Source organism: Microterricola pindariensis (genome assembly GCF_002936985.1).
In the GTDB taxonomy this organism is placed as follows: domain Bacteria; phylum Actinomycetota; class Actinomycetes; order Actinomycetales; family Microbacteriaceae; genus Microterricola; species Microterricola pindariensis.
The window spans coordinates 47,724-71,933 of the sequence record NZ_MPZN01000012.1; the positions used below are offsets into that span (position 1 = coordinate 47,724).

Here is a 24,210-nt window from a genome sequence, read left to right on the forward strand (position 1 = left end):
TCGTCATCCACGCCGGTGAGATCCGGGCGAACTGTGGCGGATTCGAGGAATCCGCTTAGAACCGTATCCGGCGCTCAGACGCCAAAACAGCCAGAACGAGTGCACATCCGTGCATTCTCTGACTGTTCAGACGTCGTTCGCCCGGGCGCCGACGAGGGCGTTCGCTCAGGCGTTGGTGAGCTGCCCGGACTCCAGCTGCACCCCGTGCACCTCGGCCAGGTCCGCGCGGGTGGAGGCGATTTCCACGGCGGTGCGGGCCTCGCTCCAGCCGAGCACCTCGGCCATGATTCCGGCCAGTTCCTCGAGGAGGCTGGTGCTCAGGGCGCCGACGAAGGCGAGGCTGGTGCGGCGCAGCACGAGGTCCTGCAGGTGCACGGGCTGCTCGGTGGCGACGAGGTAGGCGATCTCGCGGCGCGAGTAGTCTGCGGCGCCGGTCAGCGGGGCGTCCTGCGTCTCCTCGTCGGCGAGCAGCTCGGCGATCAGCGGCTCGGCTCGCGTGCCGTAGCGGGCGAGCAGCTGGGCTGCACGCTCACGGCCGAGCTCCTCGCCGTGGCTGGTGAGCCACACCTGGCGGGCGGCATCCGTCTGTGGGAAGCCCTTGCCGCCACCGATGGCCAGGCCCTCGGTGCTCTGGGTGCGGGGCTGGCCGATGAGGCCCAGGATGTCGGTGCTCAGGTGCTCGGCGAGGGCGCGGAAGGTGGTCCACTTGCCACCGACCAGGCTGAGCAGCGTGCTGCCGGGCAGCTCGGTGAGCTCGCTCTTCTCGATGCGGTAGTCGCGGGAGACGAAGCCGGGCGCCTCGTCGTCGTGGCGGGGCAGCGGGCGCACGCCGGAGAAGCGGAACACGATGTCGGAACGGTCGACGGCGATGTCTGGGAAAACGTGCGCGATGAGTTCGAAGAAGTAGTCGACCTCGTCCTCTGTGCAGCGGATCGGCTTCGTCATGTCGTGCTCGAGGTCGGTGGTGCCGACGAGAACGCGGCCCTTGAGCGGGTAGATCAGCACGATGCGGCCGTCCTCGTGCTCGAAGAAGATCTCGCGGCCGTCGGTGGCCTCCAGCAGCGCCGGGTTGTCCAGGACGATGTGCGAGCCCTTGGTGCCGCCCATGAAGGTGCTCGGGCGGCCGAGCGCGCTGTTCGTGAGGTCGGTCCAGGGACCGGTGGTGTTCACGATGACGTCGGCGGTCATGGTGAAGACCTCGCCGGTCACGGTGTCGCGCAGGTGCACGCCGTCCTCGTCCATGCCGACGGCCTCCACGTAGTTGGCGGCGCGGGCGAGCGGGCCGGCGGCGAGGCCGTCGTGCAGCACGTCGAGGGCCAGGCGCTCCGGGTCGTGCATGGAGGCGTCGTAGTAGGTGGCCGTGTACTTGAGCGCGGGGTTGAGCGCCGGCAGCTGGCGCAGCGACTCGGTGCGCCCGCGGAACTCGTGGCGGGGCACGCTGCCGCCGTCGCGGGAGAAGGAGTCGTAGAGGCTGAGGCCGACCTTGATCAGCAGGGCGCCGCGCTCGGTGGGCTTGCCGGAGCGGTGGGTCAGGAAGCGCAGCGGGGCGGAGAGGATTCCGGAGAAGGTGGAGAAGATCGGCACCGTGGTCTTCAGCGGCTTCACGTAGTGCGGGGCGATCTTGATGAGGCTGTTGCGCTCCTCGACCGACTCCTTGACGAGGCGGAACTCGCCGTTCTCGAGGTACCGGACGCCGCCGTGGATCATGTGCGAGGACGCGCTGGACGCGCCGGAGACGTAGTCGCCGCGCTCGACGATGGTGACGTCGACGCCCTGCAGGGCGAGGTCGCGGAAGGTGGCAATGCCGTTGATGCCTGCACCGATGATGAGCACGCTGCTGTGCGGCTTCTGCTGCAGCGCAGCGACGGTTTCGCGGGTGTCGTTGTTCTGGAATGCCGACATCTCGTTCTCTCGCTTCCCGACGGCCGTTCGCTCGTCGTCGTTCCTCAGTTCAGGGAACACCCGCTGTTTGCGTCTTCGCCACCGCGTGTGTATGAATACATCTTGAACACATACGCACAATCTTTCAAAGCTCGTGCACATATGTGCAGGGCTAGCTGAGAGAGACAGGACCGTGATGAACGAGCTCGACGAGACATCCGAGAGCGGCAAGACCGGCGACGCGCTGCGCGCCGCTCACCTCTACTACATGCAAGACCTGACGATGGATGCCATCGCCCACGAGCTGCACACCTCGCGTTCCTCGGTCTCCCGGCTGCTCAGCCACGCCAGGGCCAGCGGGCTGGTCGACATCCAGATCCGATCGCCGCGGGACATGCCGGGCCGGATCGAGGAGGCCGTTCTCGAGCGCCACGGGGTGCGCGCGCACATCGTCCCGGTGCCGGAGAACGCCAGCGACGTGGACCGCCTGGAGCGCGTCGCGCTCTCGGCTGCACGAATTCTCGGCCAATTCTTCGATTCCAACATGTCGCTCGGCATCGCCTGGGGCTCGACGATGGGTGCGCTCAGCCGCCACCTCATCCCCAAGCAGACCCACAACTCGCAGATCGTGCAGTTGAACGGCGCGGGGAACATGCGTACCACCGGCATCCTCTACGCCTCCGAGATCCTGCGCCGCTTCGGCGATGCCTACGGCGCGCACGTGCAGCAGTTCCCCGTCCCGGCGTTCTTCGACGACCCGGGGACGAAGCAGGCGATGTGGCGGGAGCGCTCCACCGAGCGGGTGCTGCAGATGCAGGAGAACATGGATGTCGCGCTCTTCGGCATCGGCTCCCCCTTCGCCGAGGTGCCGAGCCACGTCTACGCCGGCGGCTACCTCGAGCCGGAGGACTTCCAGTCCCTCAGCCGAGACGGCGCGGTCGGCGACGTCGCGACGGTGTTCTACCGCGCGGACGGCTCCACCGACGGCATCGCCCTGAACGAGCGCGGCACCGGGCCGAGCTTCGACCTGCTGCGGGCGACACCGCGCCGCGTCTGCGTGGTCGCCGGGCTGTCCAAGCTGCCGAGCCTGCGCGGCGCGATCAGGGCCGAGCTCATCACCGACCTGATCATCGACGAGTCGACCGCCCGCGCCCTGCTCGAGTAGGCCGCAGCTGGCTTCGGTCGCTGGCGCTCCCTCGAGCCACCGGGAGGGACGCTCCAGCCCTCCCCACGTCGGCTGGAGGGGGCCGCGCCGCGAGGAACGAGCAGCGCAGCCCCCGAAGCCCCGGAGCCGACCCACGCGGGGCGTGCCCGGAGTGTGGCTTCGGTCGCAAGCTCCCTCGAGCCAGCGGGAGAGACGCACCACCCTCCCGCTGGTCGAGTAGGCCCGCCAGGGCCGTATCGAGACCCGGGCGACCAGGTCTCGATACGCTCGTTCCTCGCTACTCGACCAACGGGACGGGCCGACGCCCCTCCCCACGCACAGATCACCACAGTTGGCTTCGGTCGCAAGCTGCCTCGAGCCAGAGGGAGAGGGCGGGAGCGACGGGACGCGGCGTTGCGGGAATAGATTGCGGCCGGGCGCGTTGGCCTAGACTCAGAAGCAAGAAACGTGCTCCGGGGTCGGTGAGAATCCGAACCGGCGGTGAAAGTCCGCGAGCCGTGCCCTCCGCGAGGAGGGGACGGTTGAGCCGGTGAAATTCCGGCACCGACGGTTAAAGTCCGGATGGGAGGATGCACGCGTCGATTGTTTGTGGTGATCAGGGTTTCCCTGCTCACTCGGCCGTCGGCGAACCTCGAGCACGCTCGCGACCCCCGGAGTACCTGAGTACAAGGACTGCCATGGGATCCCGCGCACACATCGAAGACGTTCTGCGCCGCGCCTTCGCGCTGGCCGCCAACGGTCCCGCCCGCGGGCTGAACCCGCAGGTCGGCTGCGTGCTGCTGGCCGACGACGGCACCGTGCTGGCCGAGGGCTGGCACCGGGGCGCCGGCACCGCGCACGCCGAGGTCGCCGCACTGGCCGAGCTGCCCGCGGGAGCCGCGCGCGGCGCGACCGCCGTCGTCACCCTCGAACCCTGCAACCACCAGGGCCGCACCGGCCCCTGCGCCGAGGCCTTGATCGAGGCCGGCGTCGCCCGCGTCGTCTACTCCGTCGACGACCCGGGCGAGTCGTCCTCCGGCGGTGCCGCACGGCTCCGCGCCGCCGGCATCGACGTCGAGGGCGGCGTGCTCCGCGCCGAGGGCGAGGCGCTGCTCGGCGACTGGCTGCAGGCCGCCCGCCTTGGCCGCCCGGTCGTCACCGTCAAGTGGGCGTCCAGCCTGGACGGCCGCGCCGCCGCGGCCGACGGCAGCAGCCAGTGGATCACCGGGCCCGCCGCCCGCCTCGACGTGCACCGCCGCCGCGCCGCCGCCGACGCGATCGCCGTCGGCACCGGCACCGTGTTGGCCGACGACCCCTCGCTCACCGCCCGCGACGCCGACGGCGGCCTGCTCCCCAGCCAGCCCGTGCCCGTCGTCTTCGGTCAGCGCGAGACGCCGGCGGATGCCGCGCTCCGCCGCCACCCGCACGAGCCCGTCTTCGCCGACGGCAGCGACCTGCCCGCCCAGCTGGCCGACCTGCACGGCCGCGGCATCCGCTCGCTCTTCGTCGAGGGCGGGCCGACACTGGCCAGCGCGTTCATCGCGGCCGGCCTCGCCGACGAACTGCTCGTCTACCTTGCCCCCGTGCTGCTCGGCGGCCCGAAACTCGCCCTCGGCGAGCTCGGCATCGCCTCCATCGCCGAGGCGCTCCGCCTCGAGCTGGCCAGCGTTGAACAACTGGGCGACGACATCCTCGTCGTGGCCCGACCCGTGAAAGGACACTGAGGTGTTTACAGGAATCATCGAGGAGCTCGGCCGCATCGAGCGGATCGAGCGCACGAGCGATGCGGCGCGCATCACGGTGCGCGGGCCGCTCGTCGTCAGCGACGCCGGGCACGGCGACTCCATCGCCGTCAGCGGGGTCTGCCTGACAGTCGTGGGCAGCGACGCCGACTCCTTCACCGTAGACGTGATGGCGCAGACGCTGGCCATGAGCACCTTGGGCGGCGCCGTGCAGGGCACGGCCGTCAACCTCGAGCGCGCGGCCGCGGTCGACGGCCGCCTCGGCGGGCACATCGTGCAGGGCCACATCGACGGCACCGCCACGGTGCTGGCGATCACGCCGGGCAGCGCCTGGCGGGTCGTGCGGTTCAGCCTGGACGCCGAGCACGCCCCCCTCGTCGTCGACAAGGGCTCGATCGCCGTCGACGGCGTCTCGCTCACCGTGAGCAATGTCAGCCCGGCCGAGGAGGCCGAGCAGTGGTTCGAGGTGTCGCTGATCCCCGAGACGCTCACCGCGACGACCCTCGGCCAGCGCGTCGTCGGCGACACGGTCAACATCGAGACCGACATCCTCGCCCGCCACGTTGCACGAATGTTCGCACTTCAGAATGCCGCTACCCCAGTGAGGAGCAACTCATGAGCCTGTCCACCATGCCCGAGGTACTCGAGGCGCTGCGCGCGGGCCGGCCGGTGATCGTCGCCGACGACGAGGGCCGCGAGAACGAGGGCGACGCCATCCTCGCCGCCGAGCTGGCCAGCCAGGAGTGGATCGCCTGGATGGTGCGCAACACCAGCGGCTTCCTCTGCGCCCCGATGCCGGCGGAGTACGCAGACCGGCTCGGCCTGCCGCTCATGGTCGTCGACAACGAGGACGCGCGGAACACCGCATACACGATCACCGTCGATGCCGCCGAGCGGGTGACCACCGGCATCAGCGCCGCCGACCGCGCGCGCACCCTGCGGGTGCTCGCTGACCCGCTCTCCCTGCCGGCCAACCTGATCCGGCCCGGCCACGTGCTGCCGCTGCGCGCCGTCGCCGGCGGCGTGCGCGAGCGCGCCGGGCACACCGAGGCCGCCGTCGACCTGATGAAGCTGGCCGGGCTGGCCCCGGTGGGCGTCATCGGGGAGATCGTCGCGGATGACGGCGAGATGATGCGCCTGCCCGGGCTGCTCGCCCTCGGTGAGCGCGACGGCCTGCCCGTCACCACTGTCGCGGCGATCGCCGAGTGGCTGCACGCGCAGCACGAGGTGGAGGCCGGCGCCCCGGCATCCGTGGTCGAGAACGCCCGCGTGGCCTTCGAGGTCGAGACGACGGTGCCGACCAGGCACGGCCCGTTCCAGGTGCGCGCGTACCGCGACCGGGTCAGCGGTGCAGACCACGTCGCGATCACCGCCGGCGTGCTGGGCGACTCCCCCCTCGTGCGGGTGCACTCCGAGTGCCTGACCGGCGAGGCCTTCGGCTCGCTCAAGTGCGAGTGCGGCCCGCAGCTGGACGCCGCGCTGGAGACCGTGCAGCGCGACGGCGGCATCGTCATCTACCTGCGCGGGCATGAGGGACGCGGCATCGGCCTGATCAACAAGCTGCGCGCCTACCGCCTGCAGGAGGACGGGCTCGACACCCTCGACGCCAACCTCGCCCTCGGCCTGCCGGCCGACTCCCGTGACTACGGCGCCGCGGCGGCAATCCTCGACGACATGGGCGTCGGCTCCGTGCGCCTGCTCACCAACAACCCGGAGAAGGTGCGCCAGCTCGAGCTGCACGGCGTGCGGGTGAGCGAGCAGGTGCCGCTGGTCGTCGGCGTCGGCGCTTACAACGAGGGCTACCTCGACACCAAGCGCACCCGGATGGGGCACTCCATCGACAACGGCCAGCTGGCAGATGCCACTGCCGAAACACTCCTCAACACACTGGAAGGGCACGCATCATGAGCGGAGCAGGATCACCAACGGCGGCACTCACCCCGAATCTCGACGCGACGGGGATGCGGGTCGTCATCGTCGCCGGGCACTGGCACGAGATCATCACCGACGGGCTGATCGCCGGCTCGGTGCGGGTGCTCGAGGCATCCGGCGCACACTACGAGATCGTGCGGGTGCCGGGCAGTTTCGAGCTGCCCGTGGTCTGCAAGGCAGCCCTGGAGGCGGGGGCGGACGCCGTCGTCGCGCTCGGCGTCATCATCCGCGGCGGCACCCCGCACTTCGAGTACGTCTCGGCGGCCGCCACCGACGGCCTCACCCGGGTCGCCCTGGACACCGGCAAGCCGGTCGGCTTCGGCGTGCTCACCCTGGACGACGAGCAGCAGGGCATCGACCGCGCCGGCCTGCCCGGCTCCACGGAGGACAAGGGCGAGGAGGCCGCGACCGCGGCCATCGCCACGGCGCTCACGCTCCGCGCGCTGCGCGCTTAAACGCAGAAACCCGCTGGTCGGGCCTGCCGGACCCCGGAAGGGGTTTCGACAAGCTCAACCGGCGGGTTCAGCGGAAACGCTCGCTACGGCTTCCAGACCATCAGCACGACCACGGCGACGAGCAGCAGCGATGCGACGCCGCTGCCGGCGGCGATGGCCGGGTAGCGGGACGGCGCGGCGGCGGCCGAGGGGTTGGCCGCGTCCACGGCGCCGAGTGCCTCGGCGGCCTTGCGCATGGTCGGGACGACGACGAAGAGGCTGAGGCCGAGCGCGACGATGTAGAGGATGATCGACCACAGCACCCACGGGGTGGTGACGGAGAGGTTGTACTTCTCGTCCGCCATGCCCATCACGCCGAAGCCGAAGACGACGACCAGCAGCGAGAGCAGGCTGAACAGGTTGGTGGACTTCGCCAGCACGGCGACCTGGGAGGCGTTGCCGGCGCGGACCGCGCGCATGGCAGTCATGGGCAGGATGGCCATCGGGCCGACGATGAACACGGCGGTGACGACGTGCAAGATGCTGAACAGGGTTTCCATACCCCCAGCCTATCCAGCAGCGCGCCTGCCGCATCAGTCTTTCGATGGGGATCCGGCGGCCAACGCCCGGCCCCCTGTTCATGAGTCGTTCTCGACTCCGCGTAAGCTTGAGCAGTTGCCACAAGCAGCAAGCTCTCCCCCACCGCAGTTCGTGACGCCAGATCGACGCCCGTACAGGCGGCCAATCATTTTCGCGCACCCTCGAGTGCGTCGCATCGGAGTTCTTTCTCGCATGTCTGCATCACCCGCGGTCGCCCAGACCGCACCCGCCAACCCCCGCAGCCGAGTCGTTCTGGCCAGCCTCATCGGCACCACGATCGAGTTCTACGACTTCTACGTCTACGCCACGGCAGCCGTCCTCGTCTTCCCGCACCTCTTCTTCCCCACCGGTGACGCCACCACTGCCCTGCTGCAGTCCTTCGCGGTGTTCGGCGCCGCCATGGTGGCCCGCCCACTCGGGGCGATCCTGTTCGGCCACCTCGGCGACAAGCACGGCCGCAAGGCGACCCTGGTGGGCGCGCTGCTCACCATGGGCATCGCGACGTTCCTGATCGGTCTGCTGCCCACCTACGCCATGGTCGGCTGGCTCGCCCCGCTGCTGCTCGTCGTGCTGCGCATCGCGCAGGGCTTCGCGCTCGGCGGCGAATGGTCCGGTGCGGCGCTCGTCGCCACCGAGAACGCCCCCAAGGGCAAGCGCGCGTGGTACGGCACCTTCCCGCAGCTGGGCGCCCCGATCGGCTTCATCATTGCCAACGGCCTGTTCCTGATCATCGCCGCGGTGCTCCCCTCCGACGACCCGTCGATGCCGTCGCAGGCGTTCCTCGAGTGGGGCTGGCGTATCCCGTTCCTGTTCTCGGTCGTCATGGTCATCGTCGGCCTCTGGGTGCGCCTGCGCCTGGTCGAGAGCGCCGCCTTCTCCAAGGCATCCGCCACCGGCAAGCTCACCAAGACGCCGCTCGTCACCGTGTTCAAGCTGCACTGGCGCGAGCTCCTCCTCGGCACCTTCTTCATGCTCGCCACCTACGTGCTGTTCTACCTGATGACGACGTTCTCGCTCAGCTACGGGCGCTCGCCGCTGAACCCGGAGGACCCCTCGGTTCAGCCCGGCCTCGGCTACTCCTACAACACCTTCGTGCTCATGCTCATCGCCGGCGTGCTCTTCTTCGGCGTCTTCACGCTCGTCTCCGGGCCGCTCGCCGACAAGTGGGGCCGCCGCAAGACGCTGATCTGGGTGACGCTCGGCATCATCGTGTTCGGCATGCTCTGGGTTCCGCTGCTCGGTGCGGGCTTCGCCGGCGTCATGATCTGGCTGATCGTCGGCTTCTCGCTGATGGGGCTCACCTTCGGTCCGATGGGCGCGCTGCTGCCCGAGCTGTTCCCGACCAACGTGCGCTACACCGGCTCCGGCATCAGCTACAACGTGTCGTCGATCCTCGGCGCGGCCGTCGCCCCGTTCATCGCCGTCGCCCTGTGGAGCGCCGGCGACGGCAGCCCGTTCTGGGTCGGCGTCTACCTCGCCGTGATGGGCGTCATCACGCTCATTGCCCTGCTGGTCTCGAAGGAGACGAAGGACAACGACATCGACGCCTAGTCGTTTGTCCCCCGTTTCTGGGCGGATGCCACAGCCAACTGATTTAGGGTTGTAGCTGGCATCCGCCCGCCGAAAGGGAGCAATGAGCAACGCACGCACACTGGGTCGCAGCAGACGCAAACAAGAGACCGGCCCGCGCGCGAAGTTCAGCCAGCTGGTTCCCTACCTGCTCGAGCACAAGGCGGTGCTCAGCGTCGTCGTCGTGCTGAGCATCCTCGGCGCCGCCGCGAGCCTCGCCCAGCCGCTGCTGGTCAGCCAGCTGATCACCGTCGTGCAGGCGAACGAGCCGCTCGGCAACCTGGTCTGGGTGCTCGTCGCCCTCGTCGTGGTCGCCGCCCTGATCAGCGGCTACCAGCACTACCTGCTGCAGCGCACCGGCGAGGGCGTCGTGCTCTCCAGCCGCCGCCAGCTGGTCGCCCGGATGCTGCACCTGCCGATCGCCGAGTTCGACACCCGGCGCACCGGCGACCTGGTCTCCCGCGTCGGCAGCGACACGACGCTGCTGCGCGCCGTGCTCACCCAGGGCCTCGTCGACGCCCTCGGCGGCTCGCTCACGTTCTTCGGCGCGCTGATCGCCATGCTGATCATCGACCCGGTGCTGCTCGGCCTCACCCTGCTCGTCATCACCGTCTCGGTCGTCACCGTCGTGCTGCTCTCCAGCCGCATCCGCACCGCCAGCCTGCAGGCGCAGACCAAGGTGGGCGACCTGGCCGCGAGCGTCGAGCGCGCCATCAGCGCCGTGCGCACCGTGCGCGCCTCCAACGCCACCGACCGCGAGATCGCCGCCGTCGGCGAGGAGGCGAAGGGCGCCTGGAGCGCCGGCATCCGCGTCGCCAGCATCTCGGCGCTCGTCGTGCCCGTCGCCGGCATCGCCATGCAGGTCTCACTGCTCGTCGTGCTCGGCGTCGGCGGATTCCGCGTCGCCAGCGGCGCCATCACCGTGGCCAGCCTGGTCGCGTTCATCCTGTTCCTGTTCATGCTGATCATGCCGCTCGGCACCGCCTTCGGCGCCATCACCTCGGTGAACTCGGCCCTCGGCGCGCTCGGCCGCATCCAGGAGATCATCGAGCTGCCCAGTGAGAGCGACCACGACCGCGACATCGCCCCGCTCGCCGACGTCACCCCGAACGAGCTCTCTGCGCTCTTGTCGATGGATGACACCGCCATCGCCTTCGAGGATGTGCACTTCGCCTATGCGCTGAACCGCTCCGACGAGGCCGACCCCGCCAATGAGAGCGTCGACGAGCACACGCCGGAGGGCAACGTCACGGACAGGCAGCCGGTGCTCCGCGGCGTCTCGTTCAACGCTCCCCGCGGCAAGCGCACCGCCCTGGTCGGCCCGTCCGGTGCGGGCAAGAGCACGATCCTCGCGCTGATCGAGCGCTTCTACGACCCGAGCGTCGGCGTCGTGCGGCTCGCCGGCCTCGACATCCGCACCCTGCCCCGCACCGAGCTGCGCGCCCAGATCGGCTACGTCGAGCAGGACGCCCCGGTGCTGGCTGGCACCCTGCGCGAGAACCTGATGCTGGCGACCCCGGATGCCACCGACGCCCTGTGCGAGGAGGTGCTGCGCGCGGTGAACCTCGGCGAGGTGCTCGAGCGCAACCCGCTCGGGCTCAGCGCCCCGGTCGGCGAGGACGGCGTCATGCTCTCCGGCGGTGAGCGCCAGCGCCTCGCGATCGCCCGCGCGCTGCTGGCCGCTCCCCCGATCCTGCTGCTGGACGAGTCGACCTCGAGCCTCGACGGCGTGAACGAGCAGATGATGCGCGCCGCCATCGACGCCGTCGCAGAGGGGCGCACGCTCATCGTGATCGCGCACCGACTCTCCACCGTCGTGGACAGCGACCAGATCGTGGTGCTCGACCACGGCGAGGTCGTCGGCACCGGCACGCACTCGGAGCTCGTCGCGAGCACCCCACTCTACAAGGAGCTCGCGAAGCACCAGCTGCTCGTCTAGCGCCCGCCGCACCCCGCCGGAAACCGTGTCTCGATACGGCCCTGGCGGGCCTACTCGACCAGCGGTGATCGCACCCACCCCGCCGGTCGAGTAGCGAGGAACGAGCGTATCGAGACCCCGCACGGGACACAGCATCCCGCCGGAAACCGGGTCTCGATACGGCCCTAGCGGGCCTACTCGACCAACGGTGGAGGCCTCCGGCGCTTCTTCGCCAGCTCGGGCAGCAACTCCATGCCGACACCGTCGATCAGCGCACGGCGCTTGGCTCTGCTCCAGTTCTGGACCTGCTTCTCGCGCGCGTAGGCCTCGTCGATACGCTCATACTCCTCGAAGTACAGGAGCTTCACGGGTTGGCGCCGACGCGTGTACGCGGCGCCACCCTCGTGGTTGTGCTGCCAGAGGCGCGCCTCGACATCGAACGTGCTTCCCACGTAGAAGGACCCGTCCGAGCACTCGAGGATGTACATGTACGGCATGCCCCGAGTATCGCCGAAGCTGCCGACACCCGTCCGGAGTTGTCCACAGGATGCTCGACCGCCCGCCCGCGCCCGCGCCCGCGCCCACACTCGCTGGTCGAGTAGCAGAGGAACGAGCGTATCGAGACCCCGCACGGGAAACAGCATCGCGACGGAAAACCGGGTCTCGATACGGCCCTAGCGGGCCTACTCGACCAACGGCAGCAGCACCCGTCGGCGGGAACGCTGTTGGCTTCGGTCGCACGCTCCCTCGAGCCAACGGGAGCAGCACACCCCGCCGCCGCCCCACACCCGCTGGTCGAGTAGCGAGGAACGAGCGTATCGAGACCCCGCACCCGCGGCGGCGGGCGGACGGGGACGGCTGCACCTAGCGGTTCCGGGCGCCGCGGCGCATGATGTGGGTGGGAAGCACGCGCACATCAACGGAGAGTGTTGCACATGGAGAATTCGCCGGCATCCGCCAGCCCCTCTGCCAGTTCCGCTACCGAGGCCGCTCAGTACCAGGCACTGAGCGCCCTGGCGGCCGACTTGGTCGGGCAGTTCGAGCTCCGGCCGCTCCTCGAGCGCATCCTGCGCCACACCATGGCGCTCCTGGGCTGCGACAGCGGCTCGATCTGCACCGTCGACGAGGTCGCCGGGACCTACCGCAAGGAGGTCGACGTCGGCGTCGGCTGCCTCTCCGGCCAGACGTTCCCCCTCGACGAGGGTGTGACGGGCGAGATCGTCCGCGCACGCGGCTCCGTGCTCTTCGACGAGTACGCCGAGGTGTCCGGCGGGCACATCGCCCAGCAGGAGCGGGCATCCCTGCACGGGGTCATCGGCGTTCCCATCCGCTGGGACGGCCGCATCATCGGCAGCGCCGTCGTGTTCAGCCGGGAGGCCGGGCGCCGTTTCACGGATGCCGACGCGCACCTCGTCGAGCTCTTCGCCACGCATGCGGCCATCGCCATCACGAACGCGCGGCTGCACGCGCTGACCGCCGACCGGGAGCGCGCATCAGCCGTGCTCGACGAGCGGGAGCGTGTCGTGCGCGACATGCACGACACGATCGGGCGGGGGCTGGTCTCGGTGCTCCTGCATCTGGACGCGGCCGAGAAGTCCAGCACGGAGGCGGAGCCGAGACGGTCGCTCGGCGCGGCCCGCTCAGCGGCCCGCGCCGCCCTGGACGAGACCCGCCGCACCGCCGATGGCCTCGGACCCGCACTGCTGGAGGGCCGATCCCTCAGCGACGCGATCGCCCTGGAGCTCGCCTGGGTCGAATCCACCGTGCGGGTCGAGACGCACCTCGTGGTGATCGGCGACCCGGAGCCCCTGCCGGCCGAGACGGCCAGGCAGCTCTTTCGCATCGTGCAGGAATCCCTGACCAACGTCGTCGAGCACGCCTCCGCGCGCCATGTGCGGGTCGGGCTGGTCTATGGCAGCGAGATTGTCAGCGTCCTGGTTGAGGACGACGGCCAGGGATTCGACGTCGACGCCCTCGCCGAGGCGCGACCGCCCGCGGCCAGGGGGCTCGGCTTGCAGAGCCTCGTCGCCCGCGCCGGCCGCCTGGGTGGCACCGTGCACATCGAGTCGACGCCGCACTGGGGAACCCGGGTGCGCGCCGAGCTGCCGTCCTCCGCGGCGAGCGCCGTCCACGCCCGCTCCCGCTGGCGCGTGCTCGTCGTGCACCAGAACGCGATCGTGCGTGCAGGGCTCGTGCGCGTGCTCGGCCAGGTCGAGCCGGGAATCGAGGTCGTCGGCGAGATCGCCGACGCCTCCGCGGCGATCGAGGCCTACGAGCTGCTTCGGCCACACGTCGTGCTCGCCAACCTCGACCTCCCGCACATCGACGGCGCGCAGCTCACCTCCTACCTGCGCGCCATCGACCCGCAGTCCTCCGTCGTGCTCATTGTGCACGACCTCGCCGACGAGCGGATGCGGGGGGCCGCCCGCATCGGCGCGACGGGCTTCGTCGCCCAGGACGCCGATCCGGTCGACGTCACCCGCGCCGTCGTCGCGGCCGCGCGCGGCGAGTCGCTGCTGTCCTCTGCCTTCCTCAGCCGGCTGGCGGCCACCCTCGATCCGCCGGGCTCGGCGCCCCTCACCGCGCGCGAGCGCGAGGTGCGCGCACTCGTGGAACGCGGCGTGCCCGACAAGCAGATCGCGGCCAGGCTGCGCATCTCGGTGAAGACGGTCGAGAAGCACGTCGGGGCGATCCTGCGCAAGACGGGCGCGCCCAACCGCACCGCCCTCGCGGCGCAGTCGGCGCTGCACCCGCTCTGACGCCGCTTCGCTCGCCGGCATGGAGGGTTCCCCTACCGCGCACGGTAGGGGAACCCTCCATGTCCGGCGAGCCGCCGCACACCTACCGTGACAGCAGGCAACGAGGAGGTTTGACCATGGCTGTCGTATCGCTGCGCGAGATCGTCGACAGGGCATTCGAGCAGAGGTACGGCGTGCCCGCCATCAACATCGTCAACGACCTCACCCTGGAGGCGGTGCTGGCCGGGGCGGTCGAGGCCCGCTCCCCCGTCATCGTGCAGACATCCGTGAAGACGGTGAAGTCGATCGGCGCCGAGGTGCTCTTCGCCATGTGGACCGCGATGACCAAGGACATCGACGTGCCCGTGACCCTGCACCTGGACCACTGCCCGGAGCGGGCCGTCATCAGCCAATGCCTCGAGATCGGCTGGAACTCGGTGCTCTTCGACGCCTCGACCCTGCCCGTCGAGGAGAACCAGCGGCAGACCATCGAGGTCGTCGCCGAGGCTCGCCGCCACGGCGCCCACGTCGAGGGCGAGATCGAGGCGATCCAAGGCGTCGAGGACGGCATCGGTGTGGACACCGAGACCCGCAGGCAGAGCCTCGACACGGCGCTCGGCTTCATCCGCGCCACCGGCGTCGACGTGTTCGCCCCCTCGATCGGCAACGCACACGGGGTCTACTCGGCCACCCCCGCCCTCGACTTCCAGCGGGTGAGCGACCTCGTCGAGGCCACCGGCACGCCCATCGCCCTGCACGGCGGCAGCGGCATGACGGACGCCCAGTTCGCCGACCTCATCGCGCGCGGCTGCGCCAAGGTCAACATCTCCACTGCGCTGAAGATCGAGTTCATGACCTCGAGCCTCGCCTTCCTGAAGAAGGCGGAGGCTGCGAACAAGTGGGACCCGCCCGCGCTGTTCGCCGACGTCCGCTCGCACATCGTCGCCCTCACGACGGGCCTCGCCCAGACCTTCGGCAGCGCGGGCAAGGCGTGGTGACCATGCCGGCGCTGATCTTCGACTGCGACGGCGTGCTGGCCGACACGGAGCGCAACGGCCACCTGCCGGCGTTCAACGCCACCTTCGCCGAATTCGGCATCCCGGTGCACTGGAGCGACGCGGACTACGCCGTCAAGGTCTTGATCGGCGGCGGCAAGGAGCGCATGGCCAGCCTGCTCACCCCGGAGTTCGTCGCGGCCAACGGCCTCCCGGCCGACGAGGAGGGCCAGCGCGAGCTGCTCGCCGCCTGGCACAAACGCAAGACAGCCATCTACACCGAGCTGGTCGAGAGCGGCGCCCTGCCGGCCCGCCCCGGCATCGCCCGCCTCGTCGCGGAGGCCGCCGCTGCCGGCTGGCAGCTCGCCGTCGCGTCGACATCGGCCGAGCCGGCGGTGCGCGCCGTGCTGGAGCACGCGGTCGGGGCGGATGCCGCCCGCTTCCGGGTGTTCGCGGGCGACATCGTGGCGCACAAGAAGCCGGCCCCCGACATCTACCTGCTCGCCCTGCGCGAGCTCGGCATCGGCGCCGATCAGGCCGTCGTGGTCGAGGACAGCGGCAACGGGGCACAGGCCGCGCTCGCGGCCGGGCTCCGCACGCTCGTCACGGTCAGCGGCTACACCGCCGACGAGGACTTCACGGGGGCCTCCCTCGTCGTCAGCTCGCTCGGCGACGAGCAGGAGCCCGCCCGGGTGCTCGCCGACCCGCTCGGCCTGGCCCCCGGGGAGCACGTCACCCTCGCGACCGTCGCGGAGATCCTCGAGCAGCCCACACCACCCACAGAGGAGCAGAAATGACGAGCCTCAGCGACGCCGAGTTCATCGTGCGCACCATCGCCCAGACCGCCGTCGACAACGAGAAGTACTTCGGCGACCTCGACTCCGTCGTCGGCGACGGGGACCTGGGGTTCTCGCTCGCGCGCGGCTTCGAGATCGTGCTGAAGGACTGGGACAGCTTCGACCGCACCGACGCCGGCACGTTCCTGCAGAAGGTGGGCATCACGATCACCGGCCGGATCGGCGGCACGTCCGGGCCCATCTGGGGCACGGCGTTCCTGCGCTCCGCGTCGGTGGCGAAGGCACACGATGGCGAACTCGGCGGCGACGACGTCGTGGCGATGCTGCGCTCGGCGATGGAGGGCATCATGGCGCGCGGCGGCGCCTCCCTCGGCGACAAGACGCTGCTCGACGTGCTCGCGCCCATGACGGATGCGATCGAGCAGGGGGTTGCGACCGGCCAGGGCGGCGCGGCCGTCATGGCCTCGGCCGCGGCATCCGCCCGGGCCGCCGCCGAGGCGACGACCCCGATGATCGCCAAGCGCGGGCGGGCGGCCTACACCGGCGAGCGCAGCATCGGCTCGCCGGATGCCGGGGGCGTCGCCGTCGCGGTGATCGCGGAGGCCCTGGCCGCGAACTGGGATTCCCCAGAACACACGCAGCAGAACACCGCCAACTGAGAACAGCAGCACCGATCCGTGGAGGAAATCCCATGAAGAAATTCGTCAACGACCCCCAGCAGTTCGTGCCGGAGATGCTCAAAGGGCTCGCACTGGCCAATCCAGACACCCTGACGTACGTGCCGGAGTACAACCTCATCATGCGCAAGAGCGGGCCGAGCGACGACAAGGTGTCGATCGTGCAGGGCTCGGGCTCCGGGCACGAGCCTGCCCACGTCATGGTGGTGGGGCCGGGCATGCTGGACGCCGCCTGCCCGGGCGACGTGTTCGCCGCGCCCCCGATGGACTACGTCTACGAGACCACGAAGCTGGTGAACTCGGCCAAGGGCGTGCTGCTGCTCGTCAACAACTACACCGGTGACCGGATGGCCTTCGACATGGCCCAGGAGCTCAGCCTCGCCGACGGCATCACCGTGAAGACCCTGTTCATCGACGACGACGTCGCGGTCAAGGACTCCACCTGGACGGTCGGCCGGCGCGGCGTCGCGGGCAACTTCTTCGTCATCAAGGCGGTCGGCGCGGCGGCGGAGGCAGGGGCAGACCTGGACGAGCTCATGCGCATCGGCGAGAAGGTGGTGTCGGTGACGCGTTCGATGGGGCTGGCGCTGACGGCCTGCACGCCCCCGGCGAAGGGCGCCCCGCTGTTCGAGCTGGGCCCGGACGAGATCGAGATCGGCGTCGGCATCCACGGCGAGCCCGGCCGGCGGCGGGCGAAGATCGCCCCCGCGAACGAGCTCGTCGACATCCTGCTCGACCCGGTCATCACCGACCTGCCGTTCGTTGCCGGCGACCGCGTCGCCCTGATGGTCAACGGGCTCGGCGGCACGCCCATCAGCGAGCTGTACCTGGTCTACGGCATCGCGCACGACAAGCTGGAGGCCCTCGGCATCAGCGTGGCCCGCAGCTACGTCGGCGAGTACTGCACCTCGCTCGACATGGCGGGGGCCTCGATCACCCTCGTCAAGCTGGACGACGAGATCGAGGGGCTGCTCGCGGCACCGGCGGAGGTCGGCGTCCGGATCTTCTGAGCCGCGGGCGGTCGCTCAGGCGGGCGGTTCGACGGCGATCGGGGTGCCGCCGGTGACGCGCAGCAGCTCGGTGTAGCTGGTCGGGAACACCGTGTGCGCGTGCCCGGCGGCCGCCCACACCTCGCCGTACCCCTCAAGGGCCACGTCGACCAGGGTGCGCACGGGCGCCGGGTGCCCGAGCGGGGCCACCCCGCCGATCACCTGGCCGGTGGCCTCCTTCACCGTCTCCTTGCTCGCCCGGGCGATCGTGCCGCCAAGCTGCTCGCCCAGCCAGGCGGTGTCGACGCGGTGCGCGCCGGAGGTCAGCACGAGCAGCGGCTCCCCGTCCAGCGTGAAGACGAGCGAGTTCGCAATCTGGCCGACCTCGATGCCGATGGCGTCGGCCGCCGCCTGCGCGGTGGGCGTCGCCTCCTCGAACCAGCGGATCTCGGGGGTCACGCCGTGCGCGGCCAGCGCCTCGCGCACGCGGTCGACGGCGGGATGTTCGGTGTTCACCATGCCCCGATCCTAGGGCGGCCGGCGCAGATTAGGCTGGCGACATGAACATCGATCCGCTCGCGCGCGTGCTCCCGCTGAACGGCCTCCCGGCCCCCGAGATCGCCGAGTCGGCCTTCGTGGCCGCCGGCGCCGTGATCGTCGGCCGGGTGATCCTGGCCGAGGATTCCAGCGTCTGGTACAACGCGGTGCTGCGGGCGGAGCAGGAGCCCATCGCCCTGGGCGCCGGGTCCAACCTGCAGGACAACGTCTCCTGCCACGTCGACGCCGGGTACCCGCTCACGATCGGCCGCAACGTGTCCGTCGGGCACGGCGCCGTGCTGCACGGCTGCACGATCGAGGACGACAGCCTCGTGGGCATGTCGGCGACGGTGCTGAACGGCGCGGTCATCGGCGCCGGCTCACTCGTGGCCGCCGGGGCCGTGGTGCTCGAGGGCACGATCGTTCCGCCCGGCTCGCTCGTGGCCGGGGTGCCGGCGAAGGTGCGGCGCGAGCTGACGGATGCCGAGCGCGCCGGCATCCGCAACAATGCCGTCGGCTACCTGCGCCACGTCGAGCTGCACACGACCCCGGTCGACTAGCGAGTTATGGCAGCAGCTCGCCCAGCAGCGCCTCGACGCGCGCCTTGATGTCGTCGCGGATGGGCCGCACGGACTCGATGCCCTGGCCGGCCGGGTCGTCCAGCTGCCAGTCCTCGTACCGCTTGCCGGGGAAGATCGGGCACACGTCGCCGCAGCCCATCGTGATGACGACGTCCGACTCCGCCACGGCGTCGACGGTGAGCAGTTTCGGCTGCTCGCCGGCGATGTCGATGCCGAGCTCGGCCATGGCCTGCACCGCGACCGGGTTGATCTGCTCGGCTGGCAGCGAGCCCGCAGAGAGTACCTCCACCCGGCCGCCGGAGAGCTCGCGCACGAGCCCCGCCGCCATCTGCGAGCGGCCAGCATTGTGGACGCAGACGAAGAGCACGCTGGGTTGGGTCATGCCTCCATTATCGACGGTCCCGCGCTTCCCTCCTCCCCACCCCGCGGCTAGGCTGGCCGGGATCAAGGGGGTGTGCGATGACTGGACTCGTGGCGGCAGTGGTGGCCGGCGGCGGCGTGGTCCTGGCGGGGATCCTGATCCTGGCACTGGTCGTGGGCAGGAGGCCGTTTCACCGCGTGGCCGTCGACGGCGATGACGCCGAGGCGGCGCGCGCGCAGGCCGAGCTCCAGCGCCAGATCGATCAGGGCCGCTCCGGCACGTTCTAGACGCGTTAACAGACGGATGCCGCGGGCAACAGCCCGCGGCATCCGTCATGCATCAGCAGAAATCGCGCTAGCGGACGAGCCGCTCGGCGGCCTGCACCACGTTGCGGAGCAGCATGGCGCGGGTCATCGGGCCCACCCCGCCGGGGTTCGGCGACAGGTAGCCGGCCACCTCCGCGACGCCGGGGTCGACGTCGCCGGTGAGCTTGCCCTTGCCGGTCTCGTCGTCCTGCACACGGGTGATGCCCACGTCCAGCACGGCAGCCCCGGGCTTGATCCACTCGGGCTTGATCAGGTGGGCAACGCCGACGGCGGCCACCACGATGTCGGCCCGGCGCACCTCGGCGGCCAGGTCGGCCGTGCGGGAGTGCGTCAGCGTCACGGTCGCGTCGAGCCCCTTGCGGGTGAACAGCAGGCCGAGCGGGCGGCCGACGGTGAGCCCGCGACCGACGACGGTCACGTGCTTGCCGCTGATCGGCACGTCGTAGCGCTGCAGCATCTCGACGATTCCGGCCGGCGTGCAGGGCAGTGGCGAGTCCAGTTCGCCCTCGATGCCGAGCACCAGGCGACCGAGGTTCGTCGGGTGCAGGCCGTCGGCGTCCTTCGCCGGGTCGATCGCCTCAAGCGCGGCGTGCTCGTCGAGGCCCTTCGGCAGCGGCAGCTGCACAATGTAGCCGGTGACGGCCGGGTTCGCGTTGAGCTCCTCGATCGCCGCCAGCACGTCCGCGTCGCTCGCCGTCGCCGGCAGGTCGACGCGGATCGACTCGATGCCGACCTCGGCGCAGTCGCGGTGCTTGCCCGCGACGTAGCTGCGCGAGCCCGGGTCGTCGCCGACCAGCAGCGTGCCGAGCCCGGGCACGATGCCCTGGGCCCGGAGCGACGCGATGCGGTCGGCGAGCTCTGCCTTGACGGCGGATGCCGTGGCAACCCCGTCGAGCGTGATCGCCGTCATTACTGCTGCAGTCCCGGGTACAGCGGGAACGCGTCGGTGAGCGTCTTCACGCGGGCGCGGAGGCCGGCGATGTCGGCGCCCGGCTTGAGCGTCTCGGCGATCACGTCGGCGACCTCGGTGAACTCCACGTCGCCGAAGCCACGGGTGGCCAGCGCCGGGGTGCCGATGCGCAGGCCGGAGGTGACCATCGGCGGGCGCGGGTCGAACGGCACCGAGTTGCGGTTGACGGTGATGCCCACCTCGTGCAGCGCATCCTCGGCCTGCTGGCCGTCGATCGGCGAGTTGCGAAGGTCGGCGAGCACGAGGTGCACGTCGGTTCCACCGGTGAGCACGTCAACGCCGGCGGCGCGCGAGTCGTCGGCGACGAGGCGCTCGCCCAGGATGCGGGCACCGCTCAGGGTGCGGGCCTGGCGGTCGGCGAACTCGGGCTGGGCCGCGAGCAGGAACGCGGTCGCCTTGGCGGCGATCACGTGCATGAGCGGGCCGCCCTGCTGGCCGGGGAAGACGTTGGAGTTGAGCTTCTTGGCCAGCTCCATGTCGCGGGAGAGGATCAGGCCGGAGCGCGGGCCGGCGAGCGTCTTGTGCACCGTGGTGGAGACGACATCCGCGAAGGGGATCGGCGACGGGTGCAGACCGGCGGCGACGAGCCCGGCGAAGTGGGCCATGTCGACCCAGAGCTTGGCGCCGACCTCGTCGGCGATCGCGCGGAAGGCGGCGAAGTCGAGGTGGCGGGGGTAGGCCGACCAGCCGGCGATGATGACCTGCGGGCGGTGCTCGAGGGCCTTCTCGCGCACGACGTTCATGTCGACGAGGAAGGTCTCGGGGTCGACGCCGTAGGAGACGGCGTTGTAGAGCTTGCCGGAGAAGTTGAGCTTCATGCCGTGGGTGAGGTGGCCGCCGTGGGCCAGCTCCAGGCCGAGGATGGTGTCGCCGGGGGTGGCGATGGCGCTCAGCACGGCGGCGTTGGCCGTCGCACCCGAGTGCGGCTGCACGTTGGCGTACTCGGCGCCGAACAGGCTCTTCGCGCGCTCGATGGCCAGCGACTCGGCGATGTCGACGTACTCGCAGCCGCCGTAGTAACGGCGGCCGGGGTAGCCCTCCGCGTACTTGTTGGTGAGGACGGACCCCTGCGACTGCAGGACGGAGACGGGAACGAAGTTCTCGCTCGCGATCATCTCGAGGTAGTCGCGCTGGCGGCCGAGCTCCTGCTCGAGCACGGCGGCGATCTCGGGGTCGACAACCTCAAGCGGCTGGTTAAACGTAGACGGTACAGACACGGGCAACTCCTAGAGAGAGGTACTGATCAAACGGTGGACGTGCTTCACGCCCCACCCCGGTTTTTAACAGGATAAAGCGAGTCGTCGTGGCCCAGGCGTGCGGCCACTAACCGTGATCAGTCGCTCCCCGATGGTGACCCATCCGAACGCCAGTTGCGACCTGCCCAGCCTAGCCGCTCCCCCGGCCCGCCCGAAACCCCGCCGGCCGGGCGATCCGCGCACTTGCGCAGTAGTAAGGAAACTTGACATACTCGGGCAACTGATTTCCTGCAGCACCCGGCGCGCCCCGCGGCGGAGAGACGGGGTGGCCATGAATCGCAGGCGCTGGCAGCTCGCGGGCGGCGTGATCGCCGTTCTCGCGCTCGGCGGGGCGACCGTGGCCGTCGCGGCATCCTGGGTCGGTTCACCGGAGAAGAAAGAACGCATGACTACCATCGCGATCGTGCCAGCCCCCACCTCGTTGACCGAGCTCCCCGGCGACGGCTTCACTCTGGCCGCGGGCAGCGCCATCGTCGCGGCGGGCGACACCGCCGAGCAGGGCGCCGACGCTGCGGCCGTCGGCGAGTACCTCGCCGAGCTGCTGCGCCCCCGCACCGGCTTCGAACTGCCGGTGAACCCGGCCGGCACGGATGCCGCAGCCGGCATCCGCCTCGTCATCGACCCCACGGCGGCGCCCGGCTACTCGCTGCACGTCGACTCCGACGGCGTGGCGCTGGCCGCGGCGAGCGCCGAGGGCCTCTTCCTCGGCGTGCAGACGCTGCGCCAGCTCTTCCCGGCACAGATCGAGGCCGCCCTCGACGGCTCCTCGAGCGTGGCCGACGACGTGGCCTGGGTCGCCCCGGCCGTGCAGATCGAGGACGCGCCGCGCTTCGCCTACCGCGGCGCCATGCTCGACGTCGCCCGCAACTTCTACAGCGTGGCCGAGGTCAAGCGCTACATCGACGACATCGCCCTGCTGAAGCTCAACGTGCTGCACCTGCACCTGACCGACGACCAGGGCTGGCGCCTGCAGATCGACAGCTGGCCCCGGCTGACCGAGATCGGCGGTTCCACCTCGGTGCTGGGCGGCGGCGGCTTCTACACGAAGGCCGACTACACCGAGATCGTCGACTACGCGGCCAGCCGCGTCGTCACGATCGTGCCAGAGATCGACCTGCCCGGGCACACCAACGCGGCCCTGGCCAGCTACCCGGAGCTCAACATCGGCGGCGTCGCCACCGAGACCTACCGCGGCACCGAGGTCGGCATGAGCAATGTCGACACCACCGCGGAGGCCACGTGGCGCTTCGTCGAGGACGTCGTGCGCGAGCTCGCCGAGCTCACGCCCGGCCCGTACATCCACCTGGGCGGCGACGAGTCCCTCAAGCTCAGCGCCGCGGACTTCTCTGCCTTCGTCGCCCGCGCCAGCGCGATCGGCGCCGCCAGCGGCAAGACGGTGATCGGCTGGCACGAGATGGGCCAGTCCAGCGAGCTCGCCCCCGGCACCGTCGGGCAGTACTGGGACTTCGTCACCCCCCGCGCCGACGCGGCGCCGCACACGCTGAGCTTCGTCGAGCAGGGCGGCCGTGTCATCATGTCGCCCGCCGACGTTGCCTACCTCGACATGCACTACCCGGACACCGACCGGCTCGGCCAGGACTGGGCAGACGGCCCGACGTCGATCGAGGAGGCCTACTCCTGGGACCCGGCCGCCATCGTGCCCGGCGTGGACGAGGCGGCGCTGCTCGGCGTCGAGGCCCCGCTCTGGACCGAGACCCTGGACAGCATCGCCGACGTCGAGTTCATGGTGTTCCCCCGGCTCGCATCCGTCGCGGAGATCGCGTGGTCGAAGCCCGGCACCGAGCGGAGCTTCGCGGAGTTCTCACCCCGCCTGCTCGCCTTCGCCGAGCGCCTCGACGCCCTCGGCATCGGCTACCACCGCACGCCGGAGCTCGACTGGCGCTAGCCGCGGGAGGCAAGAGTGAGCACGGGAGGCCGTTCCCGCGCGGCGTGGCCTCCCCTGCTCGCCTTCACCTCCCGCTCGCGCGGACGGGAGCTGTCCACAGGATGCCCCGCGCGCGAGTTGTGCACAGCGGTCCCCGCGGACATTCCGCGCACGGGAGCTGCGGGCGACACTGAGCGCATGCACCTCGCCGACTGGCTCAACACCCGCTCCGGGATCGCCCACCTCTACGACGTGGAACGCGCCGGCTACACCAGCTATGCCATGCGCGCCGCGATCGCCGATCGCCGAGTCCGCCGCATCCGCCGTCGATGGTTCGCGACCCCCGCGGTTCCCGGGAATCTCCTGGTGGCGGCCACGCTCGGGGCACGACTCAGCTGTTTGAGCGCCGCGGCACACTTCGGGCTCTGGCATCTGGACGATGGCCTGCTCCACCTCTCGGTTCCGCCCAATGCCGGCCACTTCGATGCGGGCCCGCACCGGGCCCACTGGGGCAGAGGCCCCCTGCCGAGTCCGCGGTTCGGCCTCGTCGAGCCCCTGGAGAATGCGCTCGTGCATATCGCCGATTGCCAACCCTTCGAGAATGCGCTCGCGGTGTGGGAGTCGGCGCAGAACCGCGACGCGTTCAGCCCCGATTACCTGGGGGGACTGAAGCTCAGGAGTGCGGCCGCGAACCGCGTGCGATCGGCGAGCACCAGCCTCTCCGATTCAGGCATCGAGACGATCCCGCGGGTACGCCTGGAGCGGCTCGGCATCAGGGTGCAACAGCAGGTGCTGGTTGATGGCCACCGGCTGGACGGGCTGATCGGTGAACGGCTCGTCCTCCAGATTGATGGATTCGCCTACCATCAGGCCGATCA

The 24,210-nt window shown here is 70.4% G+C and carries 23 protein-coding genes and 2 riboswitches; of the genes, 16 read left to right on the plus strand and 7 right to left on the minus strand.

Annotation, left to right across the window (positions count from 1 at the left end; all coding sequences use genetic code 11):
* Nucleotides 1-165: 165 nt before the first annotated feature.
* On the minus strand, nucleotides 166-1,902 hold the full coding sequence (locus GY24_RS05590) for a glycerol-3-phosphate dehydrogenase/oxidase (RefSeq protein WP_104474768.1): 1,737 nt from the start codon (nucleotides 1,900-1,902) through the stop codon (nucleotides 166-168).
* A 175-nt stretch (nucleotides 1,903-2,077) separates the two neighbouring features.
* On the opposite strand from GY24_RS05590, the gene GY24_RS05595 reads away from it, so the two are divergent.
* From GY24_RS05595 to ribH, 5 genes are all read left to right on the plus strand, one after another.
* Nucleotides 2,078-3,046, plus strand: coding sequence for a sugar-binding transcriptional regulator (locus tag GY24_RS05595; protein ID WP_104474745.1), 969 nt, complete (start codon nucleotides 2,078-2,080; stop codon nucleotides 3,044-3,046).
* A 444-nt stretch (nucleotides 3,047-3,490) separates the two neighbouring features.
* Nucleotides 3,491-3,624, plus strand: a riboswitch (FMN riboswitch).
* Nucleotides 3,625-3,723: 99 nt separating this feature from the next.
* Entirely contained in the window at nucleotides 3,724-4,749 is a 1,026-nt protein-coding gene (ribD, locus tag GY24_RS05600; RefSeq protein ID WP_104474746.1) for a bifunctional diaminohydroxyphosphoribosylaminopyrimidine deaminase/5-amino-6-(5-phosphoribosylamino)uracil reductase RibD, read from the plus strand.
* 1 nt (nucleotide 4,750) lies between these two features.
* On the plus strand, nucleotides 4,751-5,386 hold the full coding sequence (locus GY24_RS05605; RefSeq protein WP_104474747.1) for a riboflavin synthase: 636 nt from the start codon (nucleotides 4,751-4,753) through the stop codon (nucleotides 5,384-5,386).
* Complete coding sequence (gene ribA, locus GY24_RS05610; RefSeq protein ID WP_104474748.1) at nucleotides 5,383-6,675, plus strand: GTP cyclohydrolase II; 1,293 nt, start codon at nucleotides 5,383-5,385, stop codon at nucleotides 6,673-6,675. The genes GY24_RS05605 and ribA overlap by 4 nt, the downstream gene beginning before the upstream one ends.
* Entirely contained in the window at nucleotides 6,672-7,154 is a 483-nt protein-coding gene (ribH, locus tag GY24_RS05615) for a 6,7-dimethyl-8-ribityllumazine synthase (RefSeq protein ID WP_104474749.1), read from the plus strand. Before ribA ends, ribH begins: the two co-directional genes overlap by 4 nt.
* A gap of 83 nt (nucleotides 7,155-7,237) precedes the next feature.
* On the opposite strand, the gene GY24_RS05620 is transcribed toward ribH, so the two are convergent.
* The gene (locus GY24_RS05620; protein WP_104474750.1) at nucleotides 7,238-7,693 is read right to left on the minus strand and encodes a DUF2269 family protein; all 456 of its coding nucleotides are present in this window, start codon (nucleotides 7,691-7,693) and stop codon (nucleotides 7,238-7,240) included.
* Between the two features lie 232 nt (nucleotides 7,694-7,925).
* Here GY24_RS05620 and GY24_RS05625 point away from each other — a divergent pair, with 232 nt between their 5' ends.
* Together GY24_RS05625 and GY24_RS05630 are read left to right on the plus strand one after the other, a co-directional pair.
* A complete protein-coding gene (locus GY24_RS05625) occupies nucleotides 7,926-9,284 on the plus strand; it encodes an MFS transporter (protein WP_104474751.1) in 1,359 nt (452 codons plus the stop codon).
* 82 nt (nucleotides 9,285-9,366) lie between these two features.
* A complete protein-coding gene (locus tag GY24_RS05630) occupies nucleotides 9,367-11,241 on the plus strand; it encodes an ABC transporter ATP-binding protein (RefSeq protein ID WP_104474752.1) in 1,875 nt (624 codons plus the stop codon).
* 173 nt (nucleotides 11,242-11,414) lie between these two features.
* On the opposite strand, the gene GY24_RS05635 is transcribed toward GY24_RS05630, so the two are convergent.
* On the minus strand, nucleotides 11,415-11,717 hold the full coding sequence (locus tag GY24_RS05635; RefSeq protein WP_202972911.1) for a GIY-YIG nuclease family protein: 303 nt from the start codon (nucleotides 11,715-11,717) through the stop codon (nucleotides 11,415-11,417).
* Between the two features lie 438 nt (nucleotides 11,718-12,155).
* On the opposite strand from GY24_RS05635, the gene GY24_RS05640 reads away from it, so the two are divergent.
* The 5 genes from GY24_RS05640 (at nucleotide 12,156) to dhaK (ending at nucleotide 17,437) form a co-directional block, all read left to right on the plus strand.
* A complete protein-coding gene (locus GY24_RS05640; protein WP_104474753.1) occupies nucleotides 12,156-13,979 on the plus strand; it encodes a hybrid sensor histidine kinase/response regulator transcription factor in 1,824 nt (607 codons plus the stop codon).
* 116 nt (nucleotides 13,980-14,095) lie between these two features.
* On the plus strand, nucleotides 14,096-14,956 hold the full coding sequence (locus GY24_RS05645) for a class II fructose-bisphosphate aldolase (RefSeq protein WP_104474754.1): 861 nt from the start codon (nucleotides 14,096-14,098) through the stop codon (nucleotides 14,954-14,956).
* A 2-nt stretch (nucleotides 14,957-14,958) separates the two neighbouring features.
* The gene (locus GY24_RS05650; RefSeq protein ID WP_104474755.1) at nucleotides 14,959-15,750 is read left to right on the plus strand and encodes an HAD-IA family hydrolase; all 792 of its coding nucleotides are present in this window, start codon (nucleotides 14,959-14,961) and stop codon (nucleotides 15,748-15,750) included.
* Nucleotides 15,747-16,409, plus strand: coding sequence for a dihydroxyacetone kinase subunit DhaL (dhaL, locus tag GY24_RS05655; protein ID WP_104474756.1), 663 nt, complete (start codon nucleotides 15,747-15,749; stop codon nucleotides 16,407-16,409). Before GY24_RS05650 ends, dhaL begins: the two co-directional genes overlap by 4 nt.
* Before the next feature lie 32 nt (nucleotides 16,410-16,441).
* Nucleotides 16,442-17,437, plus strand: a complete 996-nt coding sequence (gene dhaK / locus GY24_RS05660; protein WP_083363164.1) for a dihydroxyacetone kinase subunit DhaK — start codon at nucleotides 16,442-16,444, stop codon at nucleotides 17,435-17,437.
* A gap of 15 nt (nucleotides 17,438-17,452) precedes the next feature.
* Here dhaK and GY24_RS05665 read toward each other — a convergent pair whose 3' ends face one another.
* Nucleotides 17,453-17,935 (minus strand): YbaK/EbsC family protein, encoded by a 483-nt coding sequence (locus tag GY24_RS05665; RefSeq protein ID WP_083363163.1) that lies wholly within the window; start codon nucleotides 17,933-17,935, stop codon nucleotides 17,453-17,455.
* A 41-nt stretch (nucleotides 17,936-17,976) separates the two neighbouring features.
* Between GY24_RS05665 and GY24_RS05670 the strand changes: the two genes are divergently transcribed.
* Nucleotides 17,977-18,513 carry a gamma carbonic anhydrase family protein gene (locus GY24_RS05670; RefSeq protein WP_104474757.1) on the plus strand — a complete coding sequence of 179 codons (537 nt, stop codon included), beginning with the start codon at nucleotides 17,977-17,979 and terminating at the stop codon, nucleotides 18,511-18,513.
* A gap of 4 nt (nucleotides 18,514-18,517) precedes the next feature.
* Here GY24_RS05670 and GY24_RS05675 read toward each other — a convergent pair whose 3' ends face one another.
* Nucleotides 18,518-18,916 (minus strand): arsenate reductase ArsC, encoded by a 399-nt coding sequence (locus GY24_RS05675; protein ID WP_104474758.1) that lies wholly within the window; start codon nucleotides 18,914-18,916, stop codon nucleotides 18,518-18,520.
* 77 nt (nucleotides 18,917-18,993) lie between these two features.
* Between GY24_RS05675 and GY24_RS05680 the strand changes: the two genes are divergently transcribed.
* A complete protein-coding gene (locus GY24_RS05680; protein ID WP_104474759.1) occupies nucleotides 18,994-19,182 on the plus strand; it encodes a hypothetical protein in 189 nt (62 codons plus the stop codon).
* 67 nt (nucleotides 19,183-19,249) lie between these two features.
* Here the strand turns inward: GY24_RS05680 and GY24_RS05685 are convergent, their stop codons facing one another.
* Nucleotides 19,250-20,131: a bifunctional methylenetetrahydrofolate dehydrogenase/methenyltetrahydrofolate cyclohydrolase gene (locus GY24_RS05685; protein WP_104474760.1), complete on the minus strand. Its 882-nt coding sequence runs from the start codon at nucleotides 20,129-20,131 to the stop codon at nucleotides 19,250-19,252.
* Nucleotides 20,131-21,408, minus strand: a complete 1,278-nt coding sequence (glyA, locus tag GY24_RS05690; RefSeq protein WP_083363159.1) for a serine hydroxymethyltransferase — start codon at nucleotides 21,406-21,408, stop codon at nucleotides 20,131-20,133. The genes GY24_RS05685 and glyA overlap by 1 nt, the downstream gene beginning before the upstream one ends.
* A gap of 82 nt (nucleotides 21,409-21,490) precedes the next feature.
* A riboswitch (ZMP/ZTP riboswitch) is annotated at nucleotides 21,491-21,575 on the minus strand.
* Nucleotides 21,576-21,718: 143 nt separating this feature from the next.
* Between glyA and GY24_RS05695 the strand changes: the two genes are divergently transcribed.
* Together GY24_RS05695 and GY24_RS05700 are read left to right on the plus strand one after the other, a co-directional pair.
* Nucleotides 21,719-23,353 carry a beta-N-acetylhexosaminidase gene (locus GY24_RS05695; protein WP_104474770.1) on the plus strand — a complete coding sequence of 545 codons (1,635 nt, stop codon included), beginning with the start codon at nucleotides 21,719-21,721 and terminating at the stop codon, nucleotides 23,351-23,353.
* 177 nt (nucleotides 23,354-23,530) lie between these two features.
* Nucleotides 23,531-24,210: DNA helicase (locus tag GY24_RS05700; protein WP_104474761.1), on the plus strand; the 680-nt coding region annotated here is incomplete at its 3' end.